Raw genomic sequence first — 12,975 nt, 5'->3', positions numbered from 1 at the left:
AGCGGACCCCCGCCTCGCCCGACCCGACACGGCCGCGCGCCCCTGGCCGCAGCATCGAACGGCCTGAACGGCCCGACCGTACGTGGGAGTGCCAGATGACCGACCTCGGGGACGGCCCCGTGGGACACGCCACGCGCAGCCGCACACGAGGCGTGCCCAGGCCGCGTGCGGGTGAGGCCGACGAACCGCTGCCCACTGGCGGCCGGGCCGCTGCCCGCGCCGCGGCGCGCCAGGCCCCGCGCGGCGGATCCCGCGCACGCGGCCGCACCGCCTCGCGCCGCCGCGTCAAGCAGACCGCGGGCGGCAAGCGGGTGTTGAAGATCAGCGCGATATCCCTGTCGGTGCTGATCATGGTGACCGCGGGTGCCGGCTGGTGGTTCTACGAGCACCTGAACGGCAACATCAACAGCATCGCGATCGACGACGGCGCGGGCGGCAAGGAGAAGGCCGACGCCTTCGGCCGTACGCCGATCAACCTCCTCGTGATGGGCAGCGACGCCCGAAGCAGCGCGACCGACTGCAAGCTCGGCGGCGGCTGCTCGACCACCGGCGTGCAGACCGGGAACGGCAACGCGGACGTCGAGATGGTGGTGCACATCTCCGCCGACCGCTCGAACGCCACCGTGATGAGCATCCCGCGCGACACCATGACCCAGGTCCCCGCCTGCAAGGACCCGGACAGCAGCCAGTCGACGGCCGGCTACTACGGCCAGATCAACAGCGCGCTGCAGTACGGCCAGGAGTGCCAGGTCAAGACCGTGCACCAGCTCACCGGCATCACCATCGACCACTTCGTGCAGATGGACTTCTCCGGCGTGGTCAAGATGTCCGACGCGGTCGGCGGTGTCTCGGTGTGCGTCGACGCCGACGTCTACGACACCTACTCGCACCTGAAGCTCGCCAAGGGCACCCACACCCTCAAGGGCAACGCGGCACTGGAGTTCGTCCGCTCCCGGCACGGCTTCGGCGACGGCAGCGACCTGGGCCGTACCGTCTCCCAGCACCTGTTCCTGAGCGCGATGATCCGCAAGTTCAAGAGCGCCGGCACGCTCACCGACCCCCAGGCGGTCTACAACCTGGCCGACGCCGCCACCAAGGCGCTCACCGTGGACACCGGCCTCGGCACCGTCAAGAAACTCATCGGGCTCGCCGCGGACCTGGACAAGGTCCCCACGAAGCGCATGACGTTCACCACGATGCAGACCGGCGCCGACCCGGACAACGCCGACCGGGTCGTGCCCGCGACGGCGGCGAAGAGCCTGTTCGCGACCATCGCCAACGACCAGTCGCTGACCACGTCCTCCGGGAAGAAGTCCTCGGCGGCCACCGCGACCGCCACGGCGGTGGCCGTACCCGCCGCGCAGATCGCCGTGACGGTGGAGAACGGCACCAGCATCAGCGGGCGCGCCTCCACGGTCGCCACCTCCCTGATAAACGGCGGCTTCAGTTCCGACACCACGACCGGCAACGCCGGCGTCAGCGCGACCACGACCACGCTCACCTACGGCACCGACCAGAAGGCCGAGGCCCAGACGGTGGCCCGCGCGATCGGCCTCGCCTCCTCGCACCTCAAGCAGGGCACCGGCACCGGCCTGACCCTGGTGATCGGCACGGACTGGCCGAGCGGCACGACGTACCCCGGCGGCGGCTCGTCCCCGGCCCCCGCCGACACCAAGGCGGCCACCTCCAACGCCCAGGCCTCGACCGCCGACCAGTCGAAGTCCTGCGCCAAGGTCAGCACCTACAAGACGGTCAGCCTCAACGGCGTCCCGATGACCCCGACCCAGGCGTACCGGCTGGCCACGAACAAGAAGGACTCGGCGTCCTGACGGGCGCTATACGACGCTCTCGGCGGTCCAGGTGATGTGCGGGGGATCCACCCGCGCACACAGCGGGCCGCCGTTCGCGTCGGTCAGACCGAGCCGGCCGACCAGCAGACCGTCGGGCACGGCGGCGGCCAGGACGTCGTCCGGTACCGAGTCGAGCATGAGCTTGGCGCGCCGGAACATGGTGAAGACACCGGCCGCGTCGACCGTCCCCCACGACAGATAGACGAACCGCAGACCCATCCGGTGCTGCACATAGGGGCCCGTGACCACGATGCCGTCCGGCGTCACCTCCGCCGCGCACTCCAGCGTCCAGGTCGCGGACACGGCGTCCCCCGGCTGCGGATCCAGCAGCTCAGCCGGCCGGTCCCGGCGCTGCACGGCGACATGGACGTTGTCGTACGCCTGGACGGGCTTGTCGACGGGGGCGGGGAAGGCGCGGCCGGGCAGATCGACGGCGTCGATACGAAGGTGCATACGAGCCATCATGCAGGGTCCGCCCTCCGCACCCTCAGTCGATCAAGGGGAAGTGGCAGGCGGTGTGACGACCGGAGGCGGTCATCGTCAGCCGGGGCCGCTCCACGGCACAGCGCTCACGCGCGTACGGGCACCGGGTCCGGAACGGGCACCCCGTCGGCTTGTCCACCGGGTTGGGCACCTCACCGGAGAGCACGATCCGCTCCCGGGGAACCTCATCGGTGAACGTGCCGTCGTCTATGTCCGGTACGGCCGACAGCAGCGCCTGCGTGTACGGATGCGCGGGCTCCTTGTACAGCGCCTCGGTCTCGGCGAGTTCGACGATCTCCCCGAGATACATGACCGCGATCCGGTCCGACACATGCCGGACCACACCGAGGTCGTGCGCGATGAACACGTAGGTGAGCGCGAACTCCTCCTGCAGGTCGGCGAACAGGTTCAACACCTGCGCCTGGATGGACACATCGAGCGCGGACACCGGTTCGTCCGCCACGATCAGCTTCGGGTTCGTCGCCAACGCCCGCGCGATCCCGATGCGTTGCCGCTGCCCACCCGAGAACTCGTGCGGATACCGGTCCAGATGGGCCGCCGCCAGCCCTACGACGTCGAACAGCTCGGCGACCCGACGGCGCACGGCGGCCCCGTCGCCGTACCGGTGCACGAGCAGCGGCTCCGCCACGATGTCCCCGGCGCGACGGCGGGGGTTGAGCGAGGCCTGCGGGTCCTGGAACACCAACTGCATGCCCGGACGGACGGGACGCAGTCGACGCGTGGACAGCGTGCTGATGTCCTGGCCGTCGAACTCGACCCGCCCGCCGGTGAGTTCGGTGAGCCGGACCAGACAGCGGCCGAGCGTGGACTTGCCGCAGCCCGACTCGCCGACGATGCCGAGCGTCTCACCGGCGCGCACCTCCAACGACACACCGTCCACGGCGCGCAGCACTTTGCGGCGCGGGGAGAGCCCGTCCGCGCGCAGGGGGTAGTGCTTGGTGACGTCCGTGGCGCGCAGCAGCACCTCGGTCGATGGTGTTGGCGCGCTCACGGTGTCGCCTCTCGTTCCATGTCCGGTACGTCCGTCGCCGCCGCGCGGGAGGTCAGGCGCAGGGAAGCGCGGTCGTCGTCGGGCAGCCAGCAGGCGTCGCGGTGGGCGCTGTCACCGAGGTCGGCGCCGGACTCGAAGACCGAGCCCGTTCTCAACTCCGGCCGCTCCTCGCACCGTTCGTGCCGCAACCGGCACCGGGGCGCGAACGCGCACCCCTCCGGCAGACTCCCGGGCGCGACCGGCATCCCCGCGATGGTGGGCAGCCGCCGCAGCCGGGGCCCGCCCACCCGGGGCACCGAGTCGAGCAGCCCCCACGTGTACGGGTGCCGCGGTCCGTGGAACACCGCCCGGCGAGGACCCTCCTCGGCCGCCCGGCCGCCGTACATGACGAGGACCCGGTCGGCGATCTGCGAGATGACGCCCATGTCGTGCGTGATGAGGACCACCGCCGAGCCCTGTGTGTTCAACTCCCGCATCAGGTCCAGGATTTGAGCCTGCACGGTGACGTCCAGCGCGGTGGTCGGTTCGTCGGCGATCAGCAGCGCGGGGCCGCAGGAGAGGGCCATCGCGATGACCGCGCGCTGGCGCATGCCGCCGGAGAACTCGTGCGGGTAGGCGTTCGCGCGCGAGGCCGCGTCCGGGATACCGACGTCGGAGAGGAGACTGACAGCACGCGTGTGCGCCTCCTTGCGGGACACCTTCTCGTGCGCCCGGATCTGCTCGGCGATCTGCCAGCCCACGGTGTACACGGGGGTGAGCGCGGTCATCGGGTCCTGGAAGACCATGGCGATCTCCCGGCCGCGTACCGCCCGCATCTCCTTGTCCGGGAGGGTGAGCAAGTCCCGGCCACGGAAGCGGACTTCGCCCTCGACGGTCACGTTCGGACTGGTCAGCAGGCGCAGTACGGCGAGCATCGAGACGCTCTTGCCCGAACCCGACTCGCCCACCACGCCCAGGATCTCGCCGGGCGACACCGAGAAGGACAGGCCGTCGACGACGGTGACGGAGCCTCGCCGGGTGCGGAAGGACACCCTCAAGTCGCGTACGTCCAGCAGGGGTTGGTCAGGCATGGCGGGCCCTCGGGTCGAGTCGGGCGTACAGGATGTCCACCAGCGCGTTGGCGAGGACCACGAAGAACGCCGCGTACAGGACGGTCCCCATGATCACGGGCAGGTCCAGGTTCTGCAGGGCGTCGAAGGTCAGCTTGCCGATGCCGGGGAGGCCGAAGACCACCTCGGTGAGCAGCGCGGCGCCGCCCACCAACGCGCCGAAGTCCAGGCCGAACAGCGACACGATCGGGATCAGGGAGCAGCGCAGGGCGTGCCGGACCAGGATGCGCCGCTCGGAGAGGCCCTTGGCGCGCGCGGTGCGGACGTAGTCCTCGTTCAGGGCGGTGACGACCTCGCCGCGCAGCAGCCGGGCGTAGATCCCGGCGTACAGCAGCGCGAGGGTCAGCCAGGGGAAGAGGAGGTGCAGGGCCCACTGGCCGGGGGAGTGGCTCAGGTCCACGTATCCCGGTGGTGGGACCCAAGAGAAGACCGAACTGTGCAGCTGCTTCTGGGTGATGAGGTTGACGACCTCGCCGAGCCAGTAGGCCGGCAGCGAGACCCCGACCACGCCGACGAGCATGATCAGCGGGTCGGCCGCCTTGCCGCGCAGGGCGGCGGCAGCCGTGCCCATGATGATGCCGGCCGTCATCCAGATCAGCGCGGCGCCGATGACGAGCGACAGGGTCACCGGGGTGGCCTGCACGATCTGTGGGATCACGCGGGAGCCGCGGTTGACGAACGACTCCAGGTCACGGTCGATGAGCAGGTGCCGCATCATCAGCAAGTAGCGGATCGGCATCGGGCGGTCGAGGCCGAAGGAGTGCCGGACCTGGGCGAGCGTGGCCGGGTCGGCGTTGCGCCCGGCGATGCGCGCTGCGGGATCGACTCCCGGTGTGGCGAAGAAGATCAGGAAGACCAGCACGCTGATCGCGAACATCACCAGCAGGGCGGACGCGAAGCGCTTCACGATGAACCGGAGCATCAGAGTCACACCCCTCCGCGCAGCCGGGCGCCCGGGTCGAGCGCGTCGCGCACGCCGTCGCCGAGGACGTTGAGCGCCGCCGTGGTCAGCGCGATCAGCAGGCCGGGCGCGATCGTCACGGCGGGCCGGGTGTAGAGCAGCCCGAGGCCGTCCTCGATGATCGTGCCCCAACTGGCGTCCGGCGGCTGGACCCCGACGGACAGGAAGGACAGCGCGGACTCGGTGAGCATGGCGAGCGCGGTCATCAGCGGGACGAACACGATCGCCGTGGGCAGGACGTTCGGCAGCACCTCGCGGCGCAGGATGCGCACGGTCGGGGCCCCGGAGCCGATGGCCGCCTGGATGTACTCCTTGTTGCGCAGCACCAGCACCTGACCGCGCAACGGCCTCGCGATGTACGGCACATAGATCGCCGCGATGATCGCGACGGGCAGCCAGAGACTTCCCGCCTCGACGGTGAGCGGTCCGAGGTGAAGTCCGTCGGTGAGTAGTACGACGGAGAGGCAGATCGCGAGCAGGTACACCGGGAACGCCCAAATGACGTCCAGGACACGGGAGATGACGGCGTCCACGACACCGCCCACGTACCCGGCGACGACACCGACGACCGTACCGAGGGCGCAGGTGAGCAGGGCGGCGGTGAACCCGATGAACAGGCTCGTCCGGCCGCCGTAGAGCAGCCGGGCCATGACGTCGCGGCCCTGGTTGTCGGCGCCGAGGAAGTAGTGGGCGGGGTCCCAGGTCGGGCCGATCGGGGTGACGCCGAGGCCGAGGCCGGTGCTGCTCGGGGTGAGTACCGGCACGGTCTTCCCGTCGACGACGGTGGTGCCGGAGACATGGGACTGGAAGGGGTCGGTGTGGGCGATGTGGTGCGCGTACAGCGGTGCGCACAGGGTCGCCAGCGCGACGAGGAAGAGGACGACGGCCGCGGCCAGCGCCGACCTGTTGTGGAGCAGGTCGGCGCCGGCCGTCCGCCAGGGGCCCGGCGAGCGCCGGGCCTCGACGGTGGCCAACTCGGGTGATGCGGTGCTCACTTGACCCACAACTGGCCGACGAGCATGTAGAACTGCTTGCTGAACTGGTAGTTGCCCAGCCGCTTCGACGTGAAGTCGATGATCTTCGGGTTGATCAGCGGGACGACCGGCGACTGCTGCATGATCGACTGATCGATCGCGCCCCACTGCTTGTTGGCCGCCGTCGGGTCGGTCTGGGCGGTCTTCAGCGCGGTCTGCATCTTCGCGTCGATGCCCTTGTCGCAGAAGCCCGAGATGTTGATGCTGGAGTCGCTGCCGGGGTGGAACGCGGCGCAGGACAGCAGCACGTTGAGGAAGTCCGAGGCCGCCGGATAGTCCTGGTACCAGGACGTCAGGGCCAACTGCACCTTGTTCTTGGTGTTCTGGATGTAGGTGAACTGGATGTTCGCCGACAGCGGCTTGAGCGTCGCCTTGTAGCCGAGCTGGGTGAGCAGGCTCTGCAGGTACTGCCCGATGGACTTGTTGACGTCGTCGTCCTGCACGACGATGCCGACCGCCTGCCCCGCCGTACCGGACTTCTTCACCAGCGCCTTGGCCTTCGCCAGGTCCGCGGCCGTCCAGGTCGTGCCGCCGCCCTTGGTGTAGCCGCACGAGTCGACGTGCCCGGGGAAGTCCGGCGGCAGGATCGTGCACGCGGGGGAGGCGAGGTTGGTGCCGCCGTAGAGCCTGACCACGGCGGACCGGTCGACGGCGTAGTTGATGGCCTGGCGCGCCAACTTGTTGTTGAACGGGGCCGAGTTGACGTTCAGCGTCGCGTACCAGAACGCGGTCAGCGGGTTCACATGGGCCTGGGACGTGTACTTGGTGCCGATCTCGTTGAGGCGGTCGGCGGGCGGCGGGTCGAACATCCAGTCCGCCTGGCCGTTCTCGACGGCGGTGACCTCGGACTCGACGGTCTGCCCGAAGGTGTAGTCGATCTGGTCCGGGTAGCCCTGCGGCTCGGCCTCCCGCGACCACTCCTTGAAGTGCGGGTTGCGCACCAGCTTCAGCGCACGGTTCGGGTCGTAGGAGGCCGCCATGTACGGGCCGGTCGTCGGCAGCGGCTTTGTGCCCGCGTCTTTCGCCGGCGAGTCCTTCGGCAGGATGCTGGCGTGCGGGACGGCGAGCTTGTACGGGAACTCCGAGTCCGGCGCCGTCAGGTTGACGGTGACCGTGTTCGCGGTCGCGTCGCCGGTCACACCGCCCTTGAGGGTGCAGGACGTGGGGGTCTTGAGGCATGCGGTGGCGCCGACGATGCCGTTGTAGAAGGTGCCCGCGGTGGGGCTGGAGACCTTGAAGATGCGCTGGAAGGACGCCACCACGTCATCGGTGGTCAGCGCCTTGCCGTTGGAGAAGGTGATGCCCTTGCGGAGCGTGAACGTGTACGTCTTCCCGCCGTTGGTGACTTTCGGCATGGCCGCGGCCAGGTCCGGGACGACTGTGAACGACTCCTGGCCGCCGACCTTCTTGAACGAGAGCAGCCCGTCGTACATGGACTGGTACAACTGCCAGTACTGGAGCGTGTAGTTGACCTGCGGATCGAGGCTGCCCGCGGCCGCGTGGGCGACGAGCTTAAGGGTGCCGCCCTTGTGCTGCGGCTGGAACGCGGAGGATCCGGACGCCGACGAGGACGTGGACGCGGTCGGGTCGGAGGAACCGCTGTCGGAGGACGAACAGGCGGCGATGGTCAGGGCGAGGGCGACGGTGGCGGCGGCGAACGCGCTCCGTCTCGTGGTGCGGGACATCCAGGGAACTCCCGTCGGGGGAAGGGCTGTTGGGGCGGCGGCCGGGGAACGGTCCGAAGGTTCAGTCGGTGGAGTCGAGGAAGGTGCCCACGACCCGGAGGTAGAGCTCTTCCTCCTCGACGTGCGGCATGTGGCTGGAGTGCTCGAACATGTGCCAGCGCACGTCGGGGATGTGGTCGGCGAAGGGGCGCAGGGTCTCGGGAGTCGCCTCGTCGTACCGGCCGGACACCAGCAGGGTCGGTGCCTCGACCAGATGCAGCCGGTCGATCACGGACCAGTCCTTCATGGTGCCGACGACATGGAACTCGTTCGGCCCGTTCATCGTGTGGTACACGGTCGGATCGGCCGCGATGTTCTCCCAAGTCGCCTGCACCTCGGGCGGGTTGGGGTCCAGCCGGCACACATGGCGCTCGTTGAAGACCTGCTCGGCGGCGAGGTAGTCGGGGTGGTCGGTGGTCCCGGCCGCCTCGTGGGCGAGCAGGGTGCGCTGCACCTCGGGCGGTAGCTGGCCGCGCAGTTCGGCCGCCGCCGCGAGCCACAGCTCCATGGACGCGGGGGAGTTGGCGATGACCAGCCCGCGCAGCCCGGCCGGCCGGCGTACGGCGTGCTCGGCGGCGAGCATGCCGCCCCAGGACTGACCGAGGAGGTGATAGGCATCGGCGATGCCCAACTCCTTGAGCAGGTTGTCGAGTTCGTCGAGGAAGAGCTGGACGGTCCAGAAGTCGGCGCCCTCGTAGGGCAGATGGGTGGACAGCCCGGTGCCGAGCTGGTCGTAGTGCACCACCTGGCGTCCCTGTTCGGCGATGCCCGCGATGCTGAGGGTGTAGTTGTGACCGGCGCCGGGTCCGCCGTGCAGGACGACCAGCGGTGTCCTGCCGGGTTCGCCCGTGATCCGGTACCAGGTGGACCGGCCGTTGAAGTCGACGGTGCCGGTGTGGTTCGGTTCGGGGATCGCCACGCGGATGCCTCCAGGCAGGCCGTTGAACAGGCGGGATGGCGGCCGTCGTCGGACGGGACGAAGAGCTGCGACGAACGGCCGATACGAAAAAGATGTGACGGATGGCTGCGATAGTGATTGGGTAAAAGGTCAGCGCACAAGACCTTTTAGTGGGGGCTGGGCAAGACGTAACGGCGAGTTCACGTGGCCCGCCCCCGTTTACAGAAGCGGCACCGAAGGGGGAGGACAGCTGACATCCGTACCTGAGGCATCCGAAGCGGGGGACGAGTTCTCGCGCGTCCTCGACCGCGTCCTCCTCGGCGGCTCCCCGACCTCCCCTCTGCGCCCGGTGCGGGTGGCCTCGGCGGTCGACGAGGTGTCCGACCGGCTGCTCACCGCGATCGCCGTCGGCGACTTCCTGCCCGGCGAACGGCTGCCGGCCGAGCGCGAACTCACCGGCCTGCTGCGGGTCAGCCGCCCCACCGTGCGCGAGGCGGTCGCCCGCCTCCAGGCCGTCGGCGTCGTCGAGATCCGCCGCGGCCGCAACGGCGGCACCTACGTCCGCGACAGCTGGACCGAGTCGACGGCCGCCGCGGTCCGGCACACGCTGCTGCCCCGCTGGGAGGAGTTCGAGCAGCTCTTCGACCTGCGGGGCCTGGTCGAGGGCATGGTCGCCGCCACGGCGGCCCGACGTCGTGGCGCCAAGGACCTCGAACCCATGCGGGACGCCCTGTCCGCCTATCTCTCCGCGAGCACCCAGCGCGACGCGCACACCGCGGACAGCGCCTTCCACCAGGCCGTCCGCGCCGCCACGGGCAACCCGCAGATCGTCATGCTCAGCCAGGACCTGCTGGCCCGGATCAGCCTCGGCTTTCCGGTCGAACCCTGGGGCAAGGGCGAACAGACCCACTTCCACCAGGGCGGCGAGGACCACAAGGCCCTGTACGAGGCCATCGCCGCGGGGGAGCCCGAGCGCGCCGAGGAGATCGCCCGGGGCCACTTCACGATCAGCGCGGACCTGATCCGCGAGGTGCTGGCGAGGGTCCGGGCGAGCTAGACCGACGCCGGTCGGCTACGACAGCCGGACCACGTCCACGACCTCGGCGGAACCGCCCACCTGTACGGCCGACCCGGGCCGTGCGGTCGCGGTGACCGTGGCGGGGCTGCCGAGGGAGTCGCCCATGTCGACGGCGATCCCGGTGACGCCCCGGCCCGCCAGGTCGGCGGCGAGACAGGCGGTGCTGTTGGCGTTCGCGATGTCCTCCGGAACACCGATCGACTGCGCGAACATGCGCGCCGCGATCCGGCCCGAGCGCGTCGGCACCGAGTGGACGTAACAGCCGAGGAGCCCGAACCGGTCGCAGGCCGACCGGAGTTGGCCGAAGTCCGGGGCGAGCGCGGCGAGCACGGACCGCGAGGCCACGGGCACCAGCAGCCGCGCCCGACCGACCGAGGCCACGCGGACGCCGGGAACGAGCGTGTCCCGGGTGACGCCCAGCGCCGGCAGGACGAGCCCGCACTCGGCCGCGGTCGGCTCACGCAGCTCGACGGGACCGGGCTCGAAGGCGGCACGGACCCGCACCCCCTCCCGTACGGCCCACCCGGCGAAGCTGCGCCCAGCCGCCCGCAGCGTGCCCCGGTACTCCGTGCCTCCGGCACGCTCCGCGAGGAAGGCCAGAGCGGCGACCGTCCCGTGCCCGCAGGCGGGCAGTTCGCCTTCGGCGGTGAAGAAGCGAAGGGACACGTCCGACCCGCGCACCGCGACGAAGACCGCGTGCGACGTCCCGGCGAGAACCGGTACCCGGCGCCGCTCGTCATCGTTCAACGGCGTCTCGTCCAGCACCGCCGTCGGACTCCCGCCCCGCCCCTCCCGCAGGCACGCGCGGACGATCGTGACGGGCAGTCGGCTGATCACACGAGAACCGTACTCCCGAGCCCCGACCTGCGGTCCGGACGGCGTGTGGGCGCTGCAGCGGCCGTACTCCTCGCTATGTTCTGTCACAACATCAGACATTCGGAGCAAAAATGCCAAAAACGGATGAGCTGCTTGATGTGACGGAGACGGTGTTCCCGGCCGCCGTCCGCCCACCCGAGCGACGGCGCCGCGTCCTCCGCAGGCCCCCGCCGACCACCGCGCTCGTCATCGCGCTCGGCCTCGCGGTGGCCGTCCTCGTGCTGTCGGGCACACCCTGGCTGAACGACCCCGCCGTGGCGGCCTGGCGGACCGTCTGCCTGGCCATCACCGTGCAGGCGCTGCCCTTTCTCCTCCTGGGCACCGCCCTGTCCGGGGCCATCAACGCCTTTGTCCCGGCGGACCTGTTCACCAAGGTGCTGCCCAAGCGGGCCGCGCTCGCCGTACCCGTCGCGGGCATCGCGGGCGTGGTCCTGCCGGGCTGCGAATGCGCGTCCGTGCCGGTCGCCAACAGCCTGATCCGCCGGGGCGTCACCCCGGCCGCCGCGTTCGCGTTCCTGCTCTCGGCGCCCGCGATCAACCCGATCGTGCTGACCGCCACCGCCGTCGCCTTCCCTGGCAGCCCCGCCATGGTGCTGGCCCGGCTCCTCGCCTCGCTCGCCACCGCCGCCGTCATGGGCTGGCTGTGGCTCTGGCTCGGTCGTGAGGAGTGGCTGCGGCCCGTCGTACGGCACACCGGACACCAGTCGGGGCACAGCCGCTTCAGGGAGTTCCGGCTCGGCTTCCAGCACGACTTCCTGCACGCAGGGGGCTTCCTCGTGCTGGGCGCCATGGCCGCGGCCACCTTCAACGTGACCGTCCCGCGCTCGGTCCTCGACACCTTCTCGGGCTCGCCCTGGCTGTCCGTGCTGTTCCTGGCCGGGCTCGCCGTCGTCCTCGCGGTCTGCTCCGAGGCCGACGCCTTCGTCGCCGCCTCGCTCACCGGCTTCTCGCCCACCGCACGCCTTGCCTTCATGGTCGTAGGCCCGATGGTCGACCTCAAGCTGATCGCCCTTCAGGCCGGCACCTTCGGCCGGGCGTTCGCGGTGCGTTTCTCCACCGCGACCACCGTCGTGGCCGTGGCCGCCAGCGTCCTGATCGGAGGCGCCCTGCTGTGAAGCGCGCCGCACAAGTAACGCTCCTGATCCTGACCGGCCTGGGCCTCCTGCACACCGCCCTCTTCACCGACCTCTACCTGCGCTACGTCAAGGAGGGCCTGCGCCCGCTCCTGATCATCTCCGGCGCACTCCTGCTGCTCCTGGGCCTGGCGCACGCGATGTTGGACCGCGGATCCGGCGACGCGGAGGAGCACGACCACGACCACGAACACGGCCACTCCACCGCCCCCCGCATCGCCTGGCTGCTCTTCCTCCCCGCGCTCAGCCTCCTCTTCTACGCCCCACCCGCCCTCGGCGCCTACACCGCGTCCCACGCGGGCAGTGAGGCCGTCAAGAAGCAGAAGGGGTTCGCCGCACTGCCCGCGACCTCACCCCTGCCGATGACCCTCACGGACTTCACCACCCGGGTCCAGCAGGACAAGGAGCTGGCCATCAAGGGACGCAGCGTCGAGATGACCGGGTTCGCGACGCCGGTCCGGGGCGGCGGCTGGGACCTGACCCGGATCATCTTCACCTGCTGCGCGGCGGACGCCCAGACCGTCAAGGTGCACATGTACGGCACCCCGGCCCCGTCCGCGAACACCTGGCTGGCCGTCACCGGGACCTGGCACACGCAGGGCACGCTCGGCACGCGAACCGCGGCGGCGGCCCTCGACGTCCACGCCACCCGGCCCATCGCCCAACCGGTGAACGCCTTCACGGACGACCTGCCCCTGACCCCGTCCTGAACCCCTTCCCGCAGGCACGAACTCCGGCCGGCAGCAGGGGTGTTACGCATCCCCTCTGCCGGTTCGTCCCGCCGGGTTCATATCCCGATCGCCTGGCATGTCCGAGA

The 12,975-nt window shown here is 70.3% G+C and carries 12 protein-coding genes; 4 read left to right on the top strand and 8 right to left on the bottom strand.

What is annotated here, in order from left to right; genetic code table 11:
* Positions 1 to 95 precede the first annotated feature (95 nt).
* Positions 96 to 1,829: an LCP family protein gene (locus OG496_RS08025; RefSeq protein ID WP_405970194.1), complete on the top strand. Its 1,734-nt coding sequence runs from the start codon at positions 96 to 98 to the stop codon at positions 1,827 to 1,829.
* 6 nt (positions 1,830 to 1,835) lie between these two features.
* On the opposite strand, the gene OG496_RS08020 is transcribed toward OG496_RS08025, so the two are convergent.
* From OG496_RS08020 to OG496_RS07990, 7 genes are all read right to left on the bottom strand, one after another.
* Positions 1,836 to 2,303, bottom strand: a complete 468-nt coding sequence (locus OG496_RS08020) for a DUF5990 family protein (protein ID WP_405970193.1) — start codon at positions 2,301 to 2,303, stop codon at positions 1,836 to 1,838.
* 34 nt (positions 2,304 to 2,337) lie between these two features.
* Positions 2,338 to 3,345, bottom strand: a complete 1,008-nt coding sequence (locus OG496_RS08015) for an ABC transporter ATP-binding protein (protein WP_405970192.1) — start codon at positions 3,343 to 3,345, stop codon at positions 2,338 to 2,340.
* Positions 3,342 to 4,415 carry an ABC transporter ATP-binding protein gene (locus OG496_RS08010; RefSeq protein ID WP_405970191.1) on the bottom strand — a complete coding sequence of 358 codons (1,074 nt, stop codon included), beginning with the start codon at positions 4,413 to 4,415 and terminating at the stop codon, positions 3,342 to 3,344. The genes OG496_RS08015 and OG496_RS08010 overlap by 4 nt, the downstream gene beginning before the upstream one ends.
* On the bottom strand, positions 4,408 to 5,376 hold the full coding sequence (locus tag OG496_RS08005) for an ABC transporter permease (RefSeq protein WP_405976582.1): 969 nt from the start codon (positions 5,374 to 5,376) through the stop codon (positions 4,408 to 4,410). Before OG496_RS08005 ends, OG496_RS08010 begins: the two co-directional genes overlap by 8 nt.
* A gap of 5 nt (positions 5,377 to 5,381) precedes the next feature.
* Positions 5,382 to 6,410 carry an ABC transporter permease gene (locus OG496_RS08000; RefSeq protein ID WP_405970190.1) on the bottom strand — a complete coding sequence of 343 codons (1,029 nt, stop codon included), beginning with the start codon at positions 6,408 to 6,410 and terminating at the stop codon, positions 5,382 to 5,384.
* Positions 6,407 to 8,134, bottom strand: coding sequence for an ABC transporter substrate-binding protein (locus tag OG496_RS07995; RefSeq protein ID WP_405970189.1), 1,728 nt, complete (start codon positions 8,132 to 8,134; stop codon positions 6,407 to 6,409). Before OG496_RS07995 ends, OG496_RS08000 begins: the two co-directional genes overlap by 4 nt.
* A 61-nt stretch (positions 8,135 to 8,195) precedes the next feature.
* A complete protein-coding gene (locus OG496_RS07990; RefSeq protein WP_405970188.1) occupies positions 8,196 to 9,092 on the bottom strand; it encodes a proline iminopeptidase-family hydrolase in 897 nt (298 codons plus the stop codon).
* A 328-nt stretch (positions 9,093 to 9,420) separates the two neighbouring features.
* On the opposite strand from OG496_RS07990, the gene OG496_RS07985 reads away from it, so the two are divergent.
* Complete coding sequence (locus OG496_RS07985) at positions 9,421 to 10,128, top strand: FCD domain-containing protein (RefSeq protein WP_366495163.1); 708 nt, start codon at positions 9,421 to 9,423, stop codon at positions 10,126 to 10,128.
* 15 nt (positions 10,129 to 10,143) lie between these two features.
* Here the strand turns inward: OG496_RS07985 and OG496_RS07980 are convergent, their stop codons facing one another.
* Positions 10,144 to 10,986: a PhzF family phenazine biosynthesis protein gene (locus tag OG496_RS07980; protein ID WP_405970187.1), complete on the bottom strand. Its 843-nt coding sequence runs from the start codon at positions 10,984 to 10,986 to the stop codon at positions 10,144 to 10,146.
* 110 nt (positions 10,987 to 11,096) lie between these two features.
* Here OG496_RS07980 and OG496_RS07975 point away from each other — a divergent pair, with 110 nt between their 5' ends.
* Both OG496_RS07975 and OG496_RS07970 read left to right on the top strand, forming a co-directional pair.
* On the top strand, positions 11,097 to 12,140 hold the full coding sequence (locus OG496_RS07975) for a permease (RefSeq protein WP_405970186.1): 1,044 nt from the start codon (positions 11,097 to 11,099) through the stop codon (positions 12,138 to 12,140).
* Positions 12,137 to 12,868: a TIGR03943 family putative permease subunit gene (locus OG496_RS07970; protein ID WP_405970185.1), complete on the top strand. Its 732-nt coding sequence runs from the start codon at positions 12,137 to 12,139 to the stop codon at positions 12,866 to 12,868. Before OG496_RS07975 ends, OG496_RS07970 begins: the two co-directional genes overlap by 4 nt.
* Positions 12,869 to 12,975: the final 107 nt, after the last annotated feature.

Source organism: Streptomyces sp. NBC_00988 (assembly GCF_045162645.1).
Classification (GTDB): Bacteria; Actinomycetota; Actinomycetes; order Streptomycetales; family Streptomycetaceae; genus Streptomyces.
Note: the sequence above shows the minus strand (reverse complement) of the source record. Positions and strands in the feature narration are given on the sequence as shown.